This is a genomic window from Rhizorhabdus histidinilytica, assembly GCF_900167915.1.
Taxonomy (GTDB): domain Bacteria; phylum Pseudomonadota; class Alphaproteobacteria; order Sphingomonadales; family Sphingomonadaceae; genus Rhizorhabdus; species Rhizorhabdus histidinilytica.
Genome location: NZ_FUYM01000026.1, coordinates 1 through 17,862 on the forward strand (window position 1 = coordinate 1; position 17,862 = coordinate 17,862).

General features: G+C 66.7%; 21 protein-coding genes and 1 pseudogene. 10 read left to right on the top strand and 12 right to left on the bottom strand.

Annotated elements, in window-relative coordinates:
• Nucleotides 1-290, top strand: a pseudogene (locus B5X82_RS25175) (hypothetical protein); the annotation flags it as partial.
• 144 nt (nt 291-434) lie between these two features.
• Here the strand turns inward: B5X82_RS25175 and B5X82_RS25180 are convergent.
• From B5X82_RS25180 to B5X82_RS25210, 7 genes are all read right to left on the bottom strand, one after another.
• The gene (locus B5X82_RS25180) at nt 435-815 is read right to left on the bottom strand and encodes a hypothetical protein (RefSeq protein WP_011655359.1); all 381 of its coding nucleotides are present in this window, start codon (nt 813-815) and stop codon (nt 435-437) included.
• A gap of 1,018 nt (nt 816-1,833) precedes the next feature.
• On the bottom strand, nt 1,834-2,820 hold the full coding sequence (locus B5X82_RS25185; protein WP_079651099.1) for a replication protein RepA: 987 nt from the start codon (nt 2,818-2,820) through the stop codon (nt 1,834-1,836).
• Nucleotides 2,821-3,075: 255 nt separating this feature from the next.
• Nucleotides 3,076-3,345, bottom strand: coding sequence for a CopG family transcriptional regulator (locus tag B5X82_RS25195; RefSeq protein WP_079651101.1), 270 nt, complete (start codon nt 3,343-3,345; stop codon nt 3,076-3,078).
• Nucleotides 3,346-3,359: 14 nt separating this feature from the next.
• Entirely contained in the window at nt 3,360-4,019 is a 660-nt protein-coding gene (locus B5X82_RS25200) for an AAA family ATPase (protein WP_061512176.1), read from the bottom strand.
• Nucleotides 4,020-4,061: 42 nt separating this feature from the next.
• Nucleotides 4,062-4,250: a hypothetical protein gene (locus tag B5X82_RS26535; protein ID WP_139385165.1), complete on the bottom strand. Its 189-nt coding sequence runs from the start codon at nt 4,248-4,250 to the stop codon at nt 4,062-4,064.
• Nucleotides 4,251-4,377: 127 nt separating this feature from the next.
• Nucleotides 4,378-4,677: a hypothetical protein gene (locus tag B5X82_RS25205; protein ID WP_176152705.1), complete on the bottom strand. Its 300-nt coding sequence runs from the start codon at nt 4,675-4,677 to the stop codon at nt 4,378-4,380.
• Complete coding sequence (locus B5X82_RS25210; protein WP_079651103.1) at nt 4,674-5,402, bottom strand: recombinase family protein; 729 nt, start codon at nt 5,400-5,402, stop codon at nt 4,674-4,676. Before B5X82_RS25210 ends, B5X82_RS25205 begins: the two co-directional genes overlap by 4 nt.
• Nucleotides 5,403-5,559: 157 nt before the next feature.
• On the opposite strand from B5X82_RS25210, the gene B5X82_RS25215 reads away from it, so the two are divergent.
• From B5X82_RS25215 to B5X82_RS25235, 5 genes are read left to right on the top strand one after another with little or no spacing between them, the layout of a single operon-like run.
• Nucleotides 5,560-5,772, top strand: a complete 213-nt coding sequence (locus tag B5X82_RS25215) for a ribbon-helix-helix domain-containing protein (protein ID WP_139385166.1) — start codon at nt 5,560-5,562, stop codon at nt 5,770-5,772.
• On the top strand, nt 5,773-6,921 hold the full coding sequence (locus tag B5X82_RS25220; protein WP_079651104.1) for a DNA cytosine methyltransferase: 1,149 nt from the start codon (nt 5,773-5,775) through the stop codon (nt 6,919-6,921). It begins immediately after the preceding gene.
• The gene (locus B5X82_RS25225; protein WP_079651105.1) at nt 6,921-7,853 is read left to right on the top strand and encodes a DUF4928 family protein; all 933 of its coding nucleotides are present in this window, start codon (nt 6,921-6,923) and stop codon (nt 7,851-7,853) included. Before B5X82_RS25220 ends, B5X82_RS25225 begins: the two co-directional genes overlap by 1 nt.
• Complete coding sequence (locus B5X82_RS25230) at nt 7,850-8,296, top strand: very short patch repair endonuclease (protein ID WP_079651106.1); 447 nt, start codon at nt 7,850-7,852, stop codon at nt 8,294-8,296. Before B5X82_RS25225 ends, B5X82_RS25230 begins: the two co-directional genes overlap by 4 nt.
• Nucleotides 8,259-8,630 (top strand): helix-turn-helix domain-containing protein, encoded by a 372-nt coding sequence (locus B5X82_RS25235; RefSeq protein WP_079651107.1) that lies wholly within the window; start codon nt 8,259-8,261, stop codon nt 8,628-8,630. The genes B5X82_RS25230 and B5X82_RS25235 overlap by 38 nt, the downstream gene beginning before the upstream one ends.
• A 164-nt stretch (nt 8,631-8,794) precedes the next feature.
• Here the strand turns inward: B5X82_RS25235 and B5X82_RS25240 are convergent, their stop codons facing one another.
• The 4 genes from B5X82_RS25240 to traA form a co-directional block, all read right to left on the bottom strand.
• Entirely contained in the window at nt 8,795-9,715 is a 921-nt protein-coding gene (locus B5X82_RS25240) for a S1C family serine protease (RefSeq protein WP_176152706.1), read from the bottom strand.
• The gene (locus B5X82_RS26545; RefSeq protein ID WP_139385167.1) at nt 9,702-9,923 is read right to left on the bottom strand and encodes a hypothetical protein; all 222 of its coding nucleotides are present in this window, start codon (nt 9,921-9,923) and stop codon (nt 9,702-9,704) included. The genes B5X82_RS25240 and B5X82_RS26545 overlap by 14 nt, the downstream gene beginning before the upstream one ends.
• A gap of 72 nt (nt 9,924-9,995) precedes the next feature.
• Complete coding sequence (locus B5X82_RS25245; protein ID WP_079651109.1) at nt 9,996-10,367, bottom strand: hypothetical protein; 372 nt, start codon at nt 10,365-10,367, stop codon at nt 9,996-9,998.
• A gap of 33 nt (nt 10,368-10,400) precedes the next feature.
• The gene (gene traA / locus B5X82_RS25250) at nt 10,401-13,664 is read right to left on the bottom strand and encodes a Ti-type conjugative transfer relaxase TraA (protein ID WP_079651110.1); all 3,264 of its coding nucleotides are present in this window, start codon (nt 13,662-13,664) and stop codon (nt 10,401-10,403) included.
• A 194-nt stretch (nt 13,665-13,858) separates the two neighbouring features.
• Between traA and B5X82_RS25255 the strand changes: the two genes are divergently transcribed.
• Genes B5X82_RS25255 through B5X82_RS25270 form a run of 4 tightly spaced genes read left to right on the top strand, consistent with a single transcriptional unit; the run spans nt 13,859 to nt 17,319 of the window.
• Complete coding sequence (locus B5X82_RS25255) at nt 13,859-14,110, top strand: TraC family protein (protein ID WP_079651111.1); 252 nt, start codon at nt 13,859-13,861, stop codon at nt 14,108-14,110.
• Between the two features lie 22 nt (nt 14,111-14,132).
• A complete protein-coding gene (locus B5X82_RS25260; protein WP_021011916.1) occupies nt 14,133-14,354 on the top strand; it encodes a conjugal transfer protein TraD in 222 nt (73 codons plus the stop codon).
• A 32-nt stretch (nt 14,355-14,386) separates the two neighbouring features.
• On the top strand, nt 14,387-16,915 hold the full coding sequence (locus tag B5X82_RS27160; protein ID WP_079651112.1) for a type IV secretory system conjugative DNA transfer family protein: 2,529 nt from the start codon (nt 14,387-14,389) through the stop codon (nt 16,913-16,915).
• 11 nt (nt 16,916-16,926) lie between these two features.
• Nucleotides 16,927-17,319: a hypothetical protein gene (locus tag B5X82_RS25270; RefSeq protein WP_079651113.1), complete on the top strand. Its 393-nt coding sequence runs from the start codon at nt 16,927-16,929 to the stop codon at nt 17,317-17,319.
• Nucleotides 17,320-17,640: 321 nt separating this feature from the next.
• Here the strand turns inward: B5X82_RS25270 and B5X82_RS26960 are convergent.
• The coding region (locus tag B5X82_RS26960; RefSeq protein ID WP_217699589.1) for a hypothetical protein at nt 17,641-17,862 on the bottom strand (222 nt) is incomplete at its 5' end.

The following is a 17,862-nucleotide window of genomic DNA, read 5'->3' on the forward strand; positions in this document are numbered from 1 at the left end:
CGCAGTGGCGTACGCGCGTGGATGATGAACTCCATTTGTCGCCATTGCCCGCAGAGGACGAAGACCCAGAAGTGACCAAGCTGCGCGCGGCTTTGGATCACCGCATCGGTGAGGTTCAATTGCCGGAAGTGATTCTGGCCGTTGACGCCCAGGTGCGCTTTAGCTGGATCATGCTCGGACGTGAGCCGCGCTCTACCGACGAGCTGCTGATGGTCTATGCCGGCATCATGGCCCACGGCACCAGTCTGACTGCGGTCGAATGCGCGCGCATGATTCCGCAGCAGAAGGCGGCGCGGCAGTGCTGCCTCAACTTCGGGTGTCACGTCTGTGCTCCTTGAAGAAGCGGCGCCGTCGGTCTGTGCCGGCGGCGCCGCCTTGAGAGGTCGTCCGGCGCACCCACGATCAGCGGGTGCACCTGCTGCTTAGCGCTGACTTCAGCTCAGTTCGCCGCCGAAGCGCTGCACGCCCTTGCCGGTGGCAAAGTTGTGCAGTCCGAAGCTCGGGAAGGTGCCGCGCAGGCCTTCGAACTTGCCGGTGGAATCGACCACCTTGTGCATGACGGTGAGCGAGACCTCGTCGATGCCCGGCACCTGGATGCCTGTGGCGGTGTCGACCGTCGAGATGCGGCTGCCGTCGCGGCTCATGAATTCATGAACCATCGTGAAGCTCGCGCGGCCGTCGACGAACTTGATTTCACTGGTGGCCTTGGCCCAGATCGGGCCGTCGAAGTCACCGTCGCCGGTGGCCAGGAAGGTTTCGATATGCGGCAGGTATTGCACGGCGGCGAAAGCGCCGATGCTGAGGGGCTTGGACATGATGCACTCCTGTAAAAATGTAGCGTTGTAGTATGTTGTATAAGACTACTACATACTACAGAATACAAGCCGCTACAGGGAATTTTACAAATCCTACAGAAACGCTACGCGGGCTGCCACGGCCAGCGCCCGGCCGGGAGCGCGTCGGCGGCGAAAAACAGCGCAGGAAGCCCGTAGAGGTGTTTTCCGGGGGTTGGCCGACGTTCTCCCCGTCCGCGCCCGGTTCCGTGCGTCCTGGGCGCTCCTGGGCGCTCCTGGGCGGCTTGCGCGCGGTGTCATGCCCTGGGCCTGCATCGTCATTCCTGGCGATGGGAGATCCATGCCTGGCGGCCGTCATCGTCGGAAGTGGCGAGGCTGGCCAGCTCGTCGGCCTGGTCGGCGTTGCCGCCCTTCCCTCTTGGCGTTCAACCTGCTGTCGTCCCGCCAGCGCCGGCGGTCGAGGTTGGGCACGAACCTTGGCAAACCGCTTTTCCCTGCTAAACCTGCTTTTCTTGGCCTTCGAGTTGCTGCGGCGCTCGATGAGGGCGCGGGCGGTGGCGCTGCACCGGCGCGGCCGTAGCCGCGCCTTTGGTAAGCAGCCTGGCCGCAGGCCAGCCATTTAGCGGGAGGGGGAGCCGGCTTGTCCGGGGGAACCCCGCAGGGGTGCCCCGGCCGTAGGCCGCTTGGGCTGTTCAGTTCGCGCTGTCGGTTGAGTTTTCCACCGATTGGCGCAGCCAATTACCAGCAATAAATTTATAGGGAAAGACTTAAAGGCAAACCTTACAGGTTTAGGGGGGGGGCGATTTCACGAAGTCAGGGGGGGCGATTTCACGTGGATAAGCCGTCCAAGGGGGGGGCGATTTCACGAAGTCAGGGGGGGCGATTTCACGTGGATAAGTGCGGCTATCCACAGGGTTTGTCCCCAGTTCGGCCGGCCGGGCCGGGGCGTGTGCCTGGTAGCTCCAGAAACGATGCGGCCGCCTCGATCTCGGGCGGCCGGCGCGGCGCAGCAGAGGGGGGGCGATTTCACGAAGTTTAGCTAAACCGTGGGGCCGCCCTTGTAGGGGATGGGCGGCGGCGATCCGATCAGCAGCACGCCGCCGGTGACGCGCTTCACCTTGGCCTGCGGATAGACGGCCAGCACCTTTTTCAGTTGAAGCACGAAAGCATCCTTGAAGTTCTTGTCGGCATCCTTGCCGGTGTACTCCTGGGCGAACTGCTCGCGCAGCGCCTTCCAGTGCAGCGTTACGCCCCTGCCCTCAATGCGGTGCAGGCGGTGGGCCAGCCAGGCATACACGTCCAGGGCCAGCGCAGAGCCTTTCAGAGCCTGCAAAGCGCGACTGTCCAGCGGCACGGCACTTTCGATCAGGGAGCCGAAATAGTCCTCGGACAACACCATGACGCCCGGCCATAGGGCGCGCTGCTGCGTGTCCTTGTTCGACACCCAAGCGTCGAACTGCTGCACCGGCTGGCCGTTGTAGGTGCGCCCCTTGAACCCGAGTTGCAGGCGGGCAGCCGCGAGGGCGTGCATCTGCTTCCGCAGCGTCGTATAGCGGCGGCCGTCGCTCTCCATCCCCATGAGCCGCAGGAACTCGGCGGCGCTGTCGCCGATGGGAATTTCCCGCTCCTTGTTGCGCACGGCGAAGGTGGAAACCCACGCCAGGCCAAGCCTGGGCATGACGCCATAGGGGATAGGTTGCAGTACCGGCCCCTTCCCTTCGTCCAGGTATCCGGCCTGGACATTGACCCAGGCCGCGCCGGACTGGCGCATGAACTCGCGGCCCTCGACCTTGGCGCGGGGCAATCCGACCTGGCACAGCACGGCATGGGTGAAAGCCATGTCCTCGCCGGTCGGTGGGTTGGTGGCGATCTCGGCGGCCACGTCCAGCAGCTTGCCCGCTTGGGCGCTGAGGATCAGCCCGGACGATTCGGCCTTCTTCGCCGCCGGCTGGGAGGCCGTGGCCTTCCCCACGATGCCGCCCACGAGGTCGCCGATTTGCTGCGGGCCGTTGTTGCGCTTGGTCATGAGTTCCCCCTACTTGCTGGGCCGCCGCCACGGTGCCGGCCCTATGGGCTTCACGCGGCCGGATTCGAGCGGCACCAGCCAAATGCCATTGAGCCGCCACGGCGCCGGCAAACCGAGCTGCGCGTTCTCGCGGGCCGCTTGGGCCAGGTTCTCCGCTATCCGCTCGGCCTTCTTCGCCCTGGTTTTAGCCGCTAAAGCGGCGCAAATGCTCATGGATTGCCCTTGGATATTAATTTCATTCTTTTTGAATGCCTTTTAGCTCTGGAAAATGTCGCCTTCCAAGGCTCGGAAAATCGCCATGTTGATGACGGCGGCCCGGGCCTGGCCGGTGCGCTTGGCTACCTCATCGACCTTGCGCAGCAACTCGGGCGCAATGGTCAAGGTGATCTGCCGCTTGTGGCCCTTGGGGATGCCCTTCTCATAGGCGGCCGCCGGCGCGGCCTTGCTGGCGTCGGGTGCGCCCTGGATGAAAGCATCCTGGGCGGCGGTTGCCTGGGCGGTCTTGGGTTTGCGCTGTATTGACATGCTAAAAACTCCCGTTAGGCGATTTGTTGGATATTAAAAAGCGATGAAACGAGACTATCAATCTCGGCTATCGCCTTCGGGTCTCGGGGGGCCAGCTCGGACACGGCCAGGCCAGCGCCGCCGGCATTGCTGAACGCCTTGCGCCGCCGGATCGGGGCTGCCAGGTACTCGAACTGCGGAACCTCGGCCACGGCCGCCGCCGCGTCGGCGTTGTCGGCCGAGTGCTCGCCGGGGTCGGCCTGGTTCATCACGGCGAAGGCGCGCAGGCCGTCGCGGACGCTCCGGGCCTCATCCACCAGCGCGGCCATGTCATCGAGCGCCCACACGTCATAGGAACGCGGCGCGAACGGCACCAGCAGCACATCGGACAAGATCAGCGCCGCCCGAAGCGCGGTCGAGTCGCGGCCGCCGGCGTCGATGATGATGTCTTGCCACTTGTTCCGCTGCTGCTGCACCTGGCCGCGCAGGGCCGGGCCGTCCGCATATTGCGCGCAGGCAATCCCCGGCTGACGCCCGCCTTCGGCCCTCGCCGCGATGGCGGCGGCGGCTGTTCCCTGGCGGTCGCCGTCGATCAGCCACACGTCGCGCCCAGCCAGGGCGCGGGCGATGGCGAGCTGAACGGCCAGCGTTGTCTTGCCGACGCCGCCCTTGGTGTTTCCTACTGTGATAATCATGATCGCACCGTCATTGAATGTTGAAAAACACTGCCTTGGATATTAACGCTGGGCATCGGCGCGCCCCTCCTCGATGGCCTGGCGGCAGGCCGACGCGGAGGGGAAGAACTGGCCGCACCATTCCTCGAATGGCCCGCGCTCGTCTTCGCCCTGGCGGATGGCCGTCCAGCCACGGCCAAGCCCCATAGGGTCGGGAACAGCCTCCCATACTGCGCCATCGTCAAGAACCATATTGGCACCTCAAAAGGATATTAAATTACAGTGCCAGATTGTGCCGCCTTGGCGCGAGACCGTCAATAGGGTTAGCGCGTTTTTTGGCCGTTCTTTTAATATTAAAAGCGCCTTCTAGGAACTGCCTTTAGCGGCTAAAATCCTGCGCCTCCCATAGCGCCCGATAGGCCGCCTCGTCGGCGGTCGGCTCGCGGTCGATCTGTTCCAGCAGCCAGGCCACGCCGGCGGCCATCGCCTCGTCGTGGTCGAGATACCGGCCATCGAGCGCGGCATACATGCCGCCTTGCCTGGTGGTCACTTCCCAAGCCTGGCCGTCATGGGTGCGGCACACGGCATAGGCGAAGTAATCCCCCTTGGCGTCCATTTCGTCATGGGCTGCTTGCAGCTCGGGGCGAAGCGGGGGCAGGGGATAGCGTCCATTTCTCATGCCTTCGCGCCCTCCTGGTCGGCGGCCGCCAGCGCGTCGGCCTCGGTCAATGCGTCCTCGGTGAACGCGCCGCGCCGGCGGGCTTCGGCCTGACTCACTTCCTCGGCCCATATCCGCTTGACCTGGGACGGGCTGCACCCGGCCAGCTCGGCCGTCCTGGTGATGCTGTGGCCGGAACGGCGCAGCGCGACCACCTGGGCGCGGCGCTTGGGATCGGCCCGGCGGCCGCGATACTTGCCGGCGGCCTTCGCCAGCTCGATGCCTTGGCGCTGCCTCTCGCGCCTGTCCTCGTAGTCGTCGCGGGCCATCTGCAAGGCCAGGCGCAAAAGCATTTCCTGCACGGATTCCAGAACGATCTTGGCGACGCCTTGGGCCTCGGCCGCCAGGTCGGATAGATCGACCACGCCAGGGACAGCCAGGCGCGCGCCCTGGGCGCGTATCGAGGCCACAAGGCGCTCGGCTTCCGGCAGGGGAAGGCGGCTGATGCGGTCGATCTTCTCGGCAATGACCACCTCGCCGGGTTGCAGGTCGGCCACCATGCGCAGCAGCTCGGGCCGGTCGGCCCGCGCCCCGGATGCCTTCTCGCGGTAGATGCCGGCGACGTAGTAGCCGGCGGCCTTCGCGGCCGTGATGATTCGTTCCTGGCGTTCCAAGTCCTGCGCGTCGGTGCTGACGCGCAGATAGACCCGCGCCACCATCGGCGCGGCCGTGGCCGGTTTCTTCATGTCGGTTCCTTTGGGCATACTCAAATGCGCCCATGCTAACCGGATACGCTCATTTATGAAAGCGCAACCTATATGCGCCCGGCGCGCTCCACCGGCCCCAATGCGCCGCCGCCTAGTCGCCTGGACAATGCACCAAAGTGGCGCCATACTGGCGCCCATGACAACGAAAGCCGCTCACAAAGATTCGCGCGCTCGCCTGGAGCGCTTCACGGTGCGCCTGCCTGCCGAGATGGTCGAAGCCATCGACGCGGAATGCTCGCGCCGCGCTGGCAACGTCTCGCGCAATACGTGGCTCACGGAAGCCGTGCAAGAAAAGCTGGCGCGCAACGGAGCGGCGAGCCAATCAACCAGCGCAGGGGAGGGGGCGTAAATGGCGAGCTTCTATGAGTTCTTCGCCGGCGGCGGCATGGCCCGCGCCGGCTTGGGTGACGACTGGCAATGCCTGCTCGCCAATGACTTCGACCCGAAGAAGGCGGCCAGCTACGCCGCGAACTGGGGCGCCGATCATCTGCGCGTCGGCGACGTGGCCGCGCTGACCACGGCCGATCTGCCGGACGCGGCTGACCTGGCTTGGGCCTCGTTCCCTTGCCAAGACCTTTCCCTGGCCGGCGCTGGCGCCGGCCTCAAGGGCGAACGTTCCGGCACGTTCTGGCCGTTCTGGAAGCTCGTCAAGGCGCTGGGCGAGGAAGACCGGGCGCCGCGCCTGGTCGTGCTCGAAAACGTCTTTGGCGCCCTCAGCTCGCACGACGGCAAGGACTTCGCCGCCATTTGCGCAGCGCTCGCCGGCGGGGGCTATCGCTTCGGCGCGGTCATCATCAACGCGGTGCATTTCGTCCCGCAGTCGCGGCCCCGTCTGTTCATCATCGGCGTGCGCAAGTCCTCGCCGGTTCCTCGCGCCCTGATCGCCGATGGCCCGGAAGGGGAATGGCATCCGTCCGCGCTGGTCGAGGCATACGGCAAGCTCTCGAAGCGTTCGCAAAGCTCCTGGATGTGGTGGCGCCTGCCGGCGCCTCCGGCGCGCACGTCGATCTTTGCCGACCTGGTGGAAGATGAGCCGCACGGCGTCGCCTGGCACACGGCCGCCGAAACCAAGAAGCTGCTGGGCATGATGAACCCGCACAACCTGGCGAAAGTCGCGGCGGCCAAGAAGGCCGGCGGCCGAGTGGTTGGCACGATCTACAAGCGCACCCGCGCCGATGGCCCGAACGGCGAAAAGGTGCAGCGCGCCGAAATCCGCTTCGATGACGTGGCCGGCTGCCTGCGCACGCCCGTTGGCGGTTCAAGCCGTCAAACCATCATGGTGATCGAGGGCAAGCGCGTTCGTTCGCGCCTGCTGTCGCCGCGTGAAGCGGCGCGCCTGATGGGCCTGCCGGACGCCTACGCGCTGCCCAAGAACTACAACGACGCCTATCACCTGGCCGGCGACGGCGTGGCCGTGCCGGTCGTGCGCTTCCTGGCTGAACACGTCCTGGAACCGCTGTTGGCGGCCGCCTCTGCGGTCGAGAGGAAGGCGGCGTAATGGCGGATTTGGCAACGGCCCTGCGGGACTTCAACAAAGAACGGAAATTCAGCCGCAAAGGCCCGCTGTGCGTGGCGCTGGTCATCACCCAGCACGCGCGCAAGATGGGCTTGCCGCTCGATCCCGACAAGCTGCTGACCGACGCCGGCGGCCAGGTTCTCGGCCTGGGCAAAGGCGCGGTGCAAACGGTTCTGAACCGTCACGGCATCACCCGCGTTTTAGCCGCTGAAGGCGGGCGCACCAGTCGCGGCAGCATCAGCAACATGCGCGAGTATGTGGCGTTCCTCAACGGCCAGGCCGCCGGCGGCGCGGTCGATCTCGATGCCGTGGAAGCGTTCTGGATTGAGCGCGTGCATGAGTTCTTTTCGGCCAAGCCGTTCAAGATTCGCCTGGACGCCTCGCGCAGTCTGCGAACGCTGGTGCGCGACGTGATCGCCCAGGCCGAAGAACGGCAGCGCAACACGCCGGGGATGCAATATGCCGGCGCGGTGCTGCAACACCTGGTCGGGGCCAAGCTCGATTGCGCCCTGGGCGCTGGCAACTTCGAGCACAACAGCTTTTCAACGTCCGACGCGCAATCAGGGCGCAACGGCGATTTCTTCATTGGCGATGTGGCTATCCACGTCACCACGGCGCCCGGCGAAGCGGTCATTGGCCGTTGCCGCGACAACATCGACGACGGCCACCGGCCGATCATCGTCACGACTGCGCGGGGGCTGACAGTCGCCGAAGGGCTGGCCGAGAACGCCGGCCTGGGCGAACGCATCGACGTTTTCGAGGTTGAACAGTTCGTAGCCCTGAACCTCTACGAGCTGGGCAAGTTCGCGGCCGAAGGCCGGCGCGTCGCGGTCGGCGACGTGGTGACGCGCTATAACGAGATCGTGGAAGAAGTCGAAACCGACCCGAGCCTGAAAATCGAATTTCGCCAATGAGCGAGACGCCGGAACAGCGCAGCCGCACCATGCGGGCTGTGCGTTCCCGCGACACCGGGCCGGAAATGATCGTGCGGCGCTTCCTCCACGCCGCCGGCCTGCGCTACCGGCTCCATGATCGGCGCCTTCCCGGCGTTCCTGACCTGGTGTTTCCAAGCCGGCGCGTTGCGCTGTTCGTGCATGGGTGTTTCTGGCATCAGCATCCCGGCTGCGAGGCAGCCGCCAGGCCGAAATCCCGCCCGGACTACTGGAACCGGAAGCTGGATGGAAACGTGGCGCGCGACGCCCGCCACCTGGTCGAACTGGCCGCCGCTGGCTGGACGGCCTTGGTAGTCTGGGAGTGCGAAACGCGCGACCCGCAGCGCCTCGCCGCGCTGGCGGCTCGCATCCGAGAAGGGCAAGAACATGGGCAAGAAGGAAACCGAGGAAGCAATTGCAGATAGCCGCGCCGGCCGCGTGTCGCGGGTTGGCTCGGTCGATGAGCTGCTGGCCGATCTGAACGCCGGCGACGACAGCGCCACGCGCCCCACGATGGCCGAGCTGCTGGCCGCTTCCGACTATTCGCAGCCGCAGCCGCCCGAGGAACGCGAATGGGTGGATGCGCCGGCCGTTGGCCGCGAACCGCTGACGCCCTTCGACCCTGCCGAGGCGCTGACCACGGCCGAGGCGATCAGCGCCTTCCTGGCCGAAGCCGAGGCCGCCGGCGATCCGGCCTATGTCGAGCACGCCCGCGAAGTCGCGGCGCGGGCCAGGGCCATGCACGGCCTGGAAGGGTAGGGCTGGCCGTCATCGCCACATCCGGCGATGACGGCCGCCGCGGTGGATCTCGCCTCGCCATTTCTGACGGTGCTGCAGGTGGATCTCATCGCCGTTTCTGACGATGCAGGCCCGGAAGCGAAAAGGGCGGCTACACGGCCGCCCTTGCTGTTCCTGGTGGGCCTCTACAAGCCCGCCACGGCCAGGGCGCGGCCGATGGGCACCGCCTGGGTGAATGGCCCGGCGCTGTGGCTCACAAGGCCCACGGCCTCGCCCCGGCCATTGACGACAACGCCGCCGGAGTTGCCGCCCGCTATGGGCGCGTCGATCTGCAACATGCCAGCCGCGCCAATCAGGCCGCCGACCTGGCCGTGACGGCTGACGATGCCCGCGCTCATGGAGAAGTCCAAGCCCTTCGGAGAGCCGATCGCGGCGATGCCCTGGCCCTGGCGGGGCAGGGCGGGTGCCGCGCGCACCGGCTGGCCCGGCTCGCCGTCGATCAGCAGCGCGGCCACGTCGCGCACCTGGTCGATGCGCGCCACGCGGGCGCTGCGCCATTCCCCGCTTGCCAGCTTCACCCGCACGCCCTCGATGCCGGACAGGACGTGCGCGGCCGTCAGCGCCGTGCGGCCGTCGCCGACAAGGAAGCCCGCGCCCAGCGTCACCCATTCGCGTTCCTGGTCGGCCTTGGCCCATTCGTGCCGCCAGGCGCGATAGCGGGTCAGCAACTCGGTTGCCAGGTTGGTTTGAACGCCAGGGACAAGCCATGCCCGGTTACGGCTGCCGTCGCCCTTGGCGCGCTCGATGACGGCCACCATGACAACGGACGGCATCACCTGGTCGGCCACGGCCGCCCAATCGACGGCGGCAGGGTAGGGGCGGGCATCCAGCTCCACGCCGTCGCCGGCGGCGCTGCGGGCGCTGTCGGCCGTGGCCTGTGCCTGGTGCTGGTTCCATCCATCATCGGAAAGGCGCTGCTGCGCGGCCGCGATGGCATTCACGTTCGCCTGGGTTGTGGCAAGGGCATAGCCGCCGGACGCCAGGGCGGCCCCCGCCAGGACATAGGCCGCCAGGGCAGCGCGCCGCCAGGATTCAACGCTGCTCATGCTCCGCGCCCTCCTGGTCGTGGTTGAGGCCGCGCATTTGCAGGCGCTGGCCGGTGTCGTCGCCGATCTGCAAAACCTTGATGTGCTGCTCATAGGCCGCCTGGAACATCCAGCCGGCCACGGCCAGGCCGATGACGGCGGCCGCGAAGGTCACGCGGTATTTCGTTAGCTCGCGGCGGGTGCCGCCGGTAACATTGCTGTCAGCCATGATTTCATCCCTCTGTCGGATGGGGTTGTGGTTAGGCGCCTGGGCCGGTTGCCGCCGCCCTGGCGCCGCCTTTCAGCGGCTAAAGCTGCGGGATTGTTCCCGGTCGCGCGCCGCCTTCTCCTTGAACCGTTCGGCGATCTCGCGGGCGCGGGCCTGCTTCACCTGGTCGCCGTTCTCGTTGTCCCGGTTCAATTCCTTTGCCAGCGTCTTTGCCTGCTGGCCGTTGATCTCGTTCAGCTCGACTTTCTGGCTGGCGTCCAGCTCGAAGCCCTGGCCCTGCTGGCCTTGCTTCTGCTCGGCCTCGATGGCCTGGGACTGCTGCGCGGCCGCCTGGCCGTGGCGTTCCAGCCGCTCAAGGTCTTTCGCCTCGCGCCGCTGCTGCGCCTGCTCGATCTGCTTGGCGTAGCCCTGGGCCAGCTCGTCGTTCGTCGGTTCGGTGCTCATGGTGCGTGCTCCTGGTTGGTTGAAAACGGCGCGTCATCGGCTCAAACCGCCGTTGCCGCGTTCCTGCTCGCGCTGCCGCTGGCGGCTGCGCTCGATCTCCTTCGGGTCGCGTGCATACCTGTCGGCAAGCTCGCGCTGCATCTTGTCGAGCTCGACCGCCTGGCGCTCCTTCGGCATGGCGTTGAACCGCTCGATGCGCTCGCGCAACTCGGCCGGCAGCTCGCGCCAGGCGCTCGGGTTGCGGTCGGTGTAGCCCGCAAAGCCCGCCTGCCGCTTCACCGCCAGCGCCTTGAACTGGTCGGCCTCCCGCTTGGCGTACATCTCGGCCCGCTTGCGGTCTTGCTCGCTGACCTGGACGGCCGCCGGGCGCTCCGGCTCGGCCTTTGCCTGGGACGGCTGCGCCAGGCCCGCAAAGGCCCGCTGCTGGCCTTCCTGCATGATCGCGGCCGAATGGTGCCGGGGGTCTTTCCCGGCCGCCTGGAACTCCTGGGCGACGGCAAGCTGCGCCTTCGCCACGTCCAGCGCCAGGCCGCCGCCGGCCGCCTCGGCCCGCTCGATGCCGGCGCGGAACCCGGCCAGGGGGTCGGGGGCCGGGCGCTCGGCCTGGGGCCGCTGCGGCGCTGCGGGCTGCTCGATCTGCTGCGGCCGCTGCACGGCCGGCGTGCCGGCAATGTCGGTCGCGGGCATGAGGTCGGGGCGGCCGTGGCGCTCCAAGCTGCGGCGCATGGCGCGCTGCATCTTCCCGGCCAGCTCGGCCACCTTCGCCCGGCCGCGTTCGAGCCAGCGGCGCATCACGTTCTCGCCGTCGAAGCCGCGCCGGTCGGCAAAGTCCAGCGTGCTTTCCTTGGGCCGCTCGCGGCCCAGCGCCTGGGCCAGCTTCCCGGCGGCCAGCTCGGCCGCGCCGCGAACGTGCCAGGTGTTGCGCTCGGCCGTGGTGCCGTCCGGCAGGCGCACGGTTTCGGAGCCGCCATGTTCCAAGCCGATGCGGTCGCCGCGCTGCGCGCCGCTGGCGGCAATGGCGCGCTCAAGATCGACGCCCCAAATGGTGTGCCGCTCGCCCTTGTCGTTCTCCAAGGTGGCAAAGTAGCTCTGCCGGTTCTCCGGCTTGTTCTCGTAGGGCGCTGCGCCGTGATCGACCAGCCGCCCGGCCCGCCGGTCGGTGAAATCGTCGGCCCCGGCAAACAGCGTCGCGGCCTCGCGGTGCCGGGTCATGCCGACATAGGCCAGGCTCCTATCCATGCCGGGGGTCGCCAGCAGGTAGGCGCGATCAACGGTCACGCCCTGGGCCTTGTGAATCGTGACGGCGTAACCGTGATCGACGGCCGCATATTGGGACGCCTGCACCTGGCGCGCTTCGCCGCTGTCCAGCCGCACGGCCAGGCTGCCATCCTCGGCCCGCTCGACGGTGCCAAGGGTGCCGTTCTTCACGCCTAGATCGCGGTCGTTTTTCAGGAACACGATGCGGTCGCCGGCGGCGAACTCGCGCCCGCCGCGCTCGGTCACGAACCGGGCGGAACCGGCCAGCTCGCCGCGCTCCTTCCGGGCATCGCGCACCGCCTGGTTAAGCGCCTGAACGTCCGCATTGGAATGGGCAAGGATGATCTGGCTTCCCTTGCCCTTGTCGCCGACATAGGACGCCGCCAGGGCCTCGCGGGCCGCGTCGCGGCTGCCGTGGATTTGGACGTGGCCGCGCTCGGCGTAGGCCGCCAGGCCATCGGCCACGGAACCGCGCGCCAGCTCTTGCCCGGCCGCCCGCGCCCATGCCTCTTTCTGGCGTCTAACCTCGGTGATTTCCGCCGCGCCGACGTGCTGCACCACGCCCCGGAAAGCCGCGCCCGCCTCGATGGCGGCAAGCTGTTTGTCGTCGCCCAGCAGGACGACTTTTGCCCCGGCCTGCTCGGCGGCTTTCAGCACGCGGCCAAGCTGGCGGCTGCCGATCATGCCCGCCTCGTCGATCACCAGCACGTCGCGCGAAGTGAGCTTGTCCTTTCCGTTCTTCCACGCAAATTCAAGGCTGGCGAGCGTGCGGCTTTCGATGCCGCTGCCCGCCTGCAATTCGTCGGCCGCCTTGCCCGCCAGGGCCGCGCCGCGCACGTTGAAGCCCTGGGCCTGCCACGCCTCGCGGGCGATCTTCATGGAGAAGGATTTGCCCGTGCCGGCGTCGCCGATGACAACGGCCAGGCTGCCCGGATTGAGGACGTGCCGGACGGCGTTTTGCTGCTCGGCCGACAGGGTGCCCGCGCCGTCAATCGCGGCGGTCGTGATCGGGCCGGAAACGCCATGCCGCCCGGCGCGCGCCAGGCGCTCGGCGCTCTCCACCATGCCGCGCTCGGTCTCGATCATTTCGCGGGTGGAGAACTTCGCCGGGTCGCGGCCGTTCGCCGGTTCCATCTCGACCAGCAGCGGCGAGTTTTCCAGCCGGGCAAGCAAGCCCTGGAACTGTCCGGCGTCGTCAATGTAGCGGTTCAGCTCGGCGGCAATGTCGCGGCGCGTGAAAACCGCCTGGGTGGCCGTGATCTTGTCTAGGATGATCTCCGGCCGCTCGGCGATCTGCTGCGCCTGTTCCTGCCGGTCGCCGTCGTGAATGTCGATGCGGTCGGCGTCCAGCCCGCGCCGCTCCATCGCCACGGCATCGCTGCCGATGTGCCGGGTTGGCGTCAGCTTCACGCCTTGATCCGCATAGCTGCGGTGGTCGATACGGGCGCTGATTCCAGCCCGCTCCAATACCTCGTTTGTCAGCTCGGCCCACTCGCGGCGAATGTCGGTAATGTCGCCCTGGCTGGTGCCGGGAATGCCCGCCTTCTGCCTGTCCTTGTTCGCCAGCTCGATGACGGCCTTAGCGCCTAGCGTTCCATCCGCGCCAATGGTGCGCGTCGTCGCCAGCATGTGAACATGAAAATTCCGGTCGTCGCCTTCCCTGTCCGGGGCGTGGATGCACACATCAACGGCCACGCCGTAGCGGTCGGCGATGGCCTGCCCCATGCGCGTTGCCAGCTCGCGCCGGTCGGCTTCGTCCAGCTCGTGCGGCAGGGCCGCCCGCCACTCGCGGGCCACTCGCGCATCCTTGCGCTTCTCGGCGGCCTCGGCGGCATTCCACAAGGCGGCGCGCTCGGGAACCGGCACGCCTGCGGGCGTGACAATCTCCGACGACAGGACGCCGCCCTTGCGGGTGAAGTCGAACGCTTCCCCGGTGCGCTCATCTACCAGCGACGACGCGGAACGATAGGCGGCGGCGGCCACGGCGCTATGCCCGGCCGCCCGTCCTATCGTGTGCGTGTTCAGGTGGTAGATCGCCATTTCTTCCCTTGGCGTTTTAGCCGCTAAAAAGGGGTGCCGGGGTATCCCCGGCCGCATGAGGGTTGCGCAGCAACCCGTAAGTGCGCATTTCGCTTCGCTGCATGACTATACCAGCGCCGTGCCTTCCCCGCCAGCGGTGCCGGTGGTAACATCGCAGGCGCATAACCCCCACAATCTCGAAAGGAGCTAGAGCGATGGCACGAAAAACCCTATCCGAACGCAAGGCCGACAAGCTGGCCGAGCTGAACCGCATCAAGGCCGAGCTGGCCGAACTCGAAAGCAAGGCCGCTGAACGAATCGGCAAGATTGCGATTGCCGCAGGTCTTGGCGATCTCGACCTTGACGACGCAGCCATGCGGAAGGAGTTTGAGGCTATCGCCTCGAAATTTCGCAAAGGCGAAGCCAAGCAAGTTGCCCCGGCTCCGGCAACGCCTGGCACGAACTGAACGCGACTTAGGACGCCTTCGGATGAACGCCAGGAGAGAAGATGCACGCCGCAAGATTCAGCTTGGCGGCTTGGTCATCAAGTCAGGCATGGCGGACTATCCTGCGTCCGTGATTTTGGGCGCTTTGACACTCGCGGCCGGCGCGCTCAAAGGGCCGAACGCTGACGCCACCAAAGCGCGCTTTGAGGCGGCAGGCGATGAGGCTTTTTCCGATGATGGAGAGGACGGCGGCAACCGTTCCTAGCCGTCAATTTCTACCTGACAGAGAGGTGAAGCATGATGGACTTGGAAGATTTCTTGGCGAGATTGTGGGCCGCCGTTGTGGCGGTGTTTTTCGGGGCGTTCGTCTTGTCTCTGGCGAGCACGGCGCACGCCCGCGTTTTCCCCGAATGCAACCCGGCGGCCGAAGCCGGAAAGCTCTACGGCGTGGCCGACGCTGACGCCTGGGTGACGCGCATTTGCGACGCGCAGGAATCGACCTATCGGACGTGGGAAGCGAACCTGCAAAAGCTCGACATTGGGCAGCAGGATTTGGCGATGGCGACGAACGCCGGAGACTGGAACGCCTACCGCGCCAAGTGGGCCGAATTGCTGCCCGTCTTGAAGGAAATGGAAGCGGCCGCGCTGGCGAGCCGGAACGCCATTGGCGCGGCGAACATCCTTAGCCTGTACCGCGCCGATCTCGGCCTTTTCTTGCAGAACGCGGGCCTGGGAACGGCGGCGAACCTGGACGAGTTCAGCGCCCGGATTTCCGGCGGCCTGGACGGCCAGCGACCGGCGGCGGCGGCTACCGCCGGCGTCAATGTGGTGCAGCAGTCCGTGACGCGGGGCGTTGAGTTCGTGAAGGGGCTGGCGGCTGCGGAAGGTGACAAGGTTCTAGCGGAGTATCGCGGCCAGGTTGAGCAGAAGGCCGCGACGCGCCGGGAGCAGCTTTCCGGCAACACGGCAAGCGGCTATTTCGGCGGCTTCGCCCGGCGCATCACCGAAGTTTGGGGCATCTTCTTCTTCGTCCTGTTCGTGCTGATGCTCGGCGCGGTCGTGGTGGCCGTGAAGCGCAAGCAAAACCCGATCACGCTGGCGGGCGCGGCCGCCCTCGCCTACCTGCTGCCGGGGTCGGCAATGGTGCTGGCGTTCGTGCTGGTTCCCTTCCTGCCGTCCTGGGCCATGATCGCGGCAACGCTGGTCGGCACCTATGCCATGTATGCGCAGGGCGGCCGCATCTGCGGCGCGCTGGCGTCCAAGCTAGGCGAAGGCTCCACCCTGGGCCATCGGCTGCGCGTCCTGGGGGCCTGGCTGGACAACCTGCGGGCCGGATTGCAGGGCGAATCGGGCGGCGCTGCCAGCATCGGCGCGGCCGCCGTTCAGGCCGCTTCCGCGCCCGGCGCGCAGCCGGTCACGCATGGGTCGGCCAGGTGGGGTACGGTCGCGGAAATCCGCCAGGCCGGGCACCTGGTCGCGCCCGGCAAGCCCGCCGGCTTCGCCCTGGGCCGGGCGCCCGATGCGCCCGCCGGCCTCGATCAGCGTTTCCGCTTTACCGGCCACGTCGTGACGGTCGCCCCGACCGGCTCCGGCAAGGGCATTGGCGCGGTGATCCCGAACCTCCTGGACTATCCCGGCTCGGCCCTGGTGCTTGACGTGAAGGGCGAAAACGCGGCCGTGACGGCTCGCGCCCGCCGGGCGCTCGGCCAGGCCGTGCATGTGGTCGATCCGTTCGCGGTCAATGGCGACGGCGGCGCGGCCTTCAACGTGCTTGACCGGCTCGACGTGTGGAACCCGGATTGCGTGAGTGAATCGGCCATCCTGGCCGATGCCTTGGTGATCTCCGAAAGCAAGGGCGACGGCGTGCATTTCGATGAGTCCGCCAAGAACTTCCTGCAAGGCTTGATGCTGCACGTTGCCGGACTGGATGACGTGGAGCGCCGGAACCTGGGCGAGCTACGCCGGCTGCTGACGGCCGGGGAAGCGGAGTTTTTCGACCTCTTGGGCATGATGGCCGCTGACGAAACGGCCGCCTTCGGCATCCCGGCCAGGGCGGCAAATACGCTCATGGGGATGGCCGACAAGGAACGCGGCTCGGTGCTTTCGACGGCCCGCCGGAATACGGCATTCCTGGATGACCCGCGCATCGCGGCGGCGCTGTCGCGCTCCGGCTTCGACCTGTCGGAAATCAAGGCCACGGCCATGACGGTTTACCTGGTCATGCCGGCCAACCGCATCGGCCCGAATGCCCGATTCCTGCGCCTGTTCATCAGCTCGGTGATTGCCGCCATCACGTCCAGCAACGTGCAGCCCGCGCACCGGGTCGCGTTCCTGCTCGATGAGTTCGGCCAGCTCGGCTACATGAAGCAGATCGAGGACGCCGTTTCGCTGCTGCGCGGCTACGGCCTGGCCTTCTGGGTGTTCATTCAAGACTTGTCGCAGCTCAAGGGTGCCTATCCGAAGTGGCAAACCTTCCTGGCGAACAGCGCCAAGTCGTTCTATGGAACGGACGACTACGACACGGCCAAATACATCAGCGACAGCCTGGGCAAAGCCACCATCGAGTTCGAGACAGAGAACAGCGGCAAGAACAGCGGCACCGGCATTTCCGGCGGCGGCGGCTCGATGAACAGCGGCAAGAGCAAGGGCACAAGCCAGCAGTTCGCCGGGCGTGAGCTGCTGACGCCTGACGAGGTGATGCGCCTCGGCCCGGAAAAGCCGATTGTGCTGGTCAAGGGCGAATATCCGTACCTGCTCGACCGGCTGAACTATCTGGCTGATCCCGAGTATGCCGGGCGGTTCGACGCGAACCCCTACCATAGCTGACGGGCGCGGCCATGTGGGTTTTCGTCGTCATCGGTTATCTGCTGCTGGTCGGCCTGGCCGCCTGGCTCGGCGGCGGCGCGGTGATGACGGTCGCCGCCGGCGGCTTCGTCCTGGCCGTGGCGCTCTGGCTGCTCGATGGCCTGCTGGCCGATCTGCTGCGCGGGCCGCTGCGGTGGCTCGCCAAGCCCTTCCGGGCGCTGGCCTCGACCCTGGGCGTGCTGATCGTGCTGCCGTTCATCCCCGGCATCTTCCTGGGGTCGTTCCTGCTCGAACTGTTCCGCCGGCGGTCGCGCCAGCCGGAACCCGGCCGCCCTGCCCCGGCCACGCCGATGCAGGCCGCCGGCCGGCGCGCGGCGGACGTGATCGACCTGGCGACCTTCCGGCAGCGGCGCGGCGGCCAGTAGTTTTTCAGCGGCTAAAGCCGCCCCCCAAGTGTCAATATCAGCCCGAAGCGATGCACTGTTTTTAACATTAAAAACAGTGCATTTCCTATTTTTTAGCCCTGTATTCCCACGGCGGGCCGCTCGCATCGGATAAGTCGAAAAATCCGGCTAAAGTGGCCGAGCTGCACATCAGGCCGCGCGGTTTTCCTCCCTGATCGCCGGCGCGGTTTCTTCCTCCCTGAACCGCATGCAGACTTGCCGCCTCGGACACCCCGAGGCGGTTTTTTTTCGCCTCGCTCGGGGTCTCCTCGTTTTCAGTGCAATAAGTGACGGTACGCAAAGCTAGCACTGGCGCGGGGGTGGTCTGGGTAGACCGTTGATTTCATTGACTTTCCTGTTCGCTTTGTAAACGGGTATGGTGGCCTCCCACTTTTGAGGTTCACGATGCAGGGTTGGCACACAACGTTTTTGGGGATGCGTGGGCTCCCCCGCGATATCAGCGACTTCGATGAAGGCATTTTTCACCTTCGATGGTGCCGAGCGCGACGCAATCAATGCACGCCG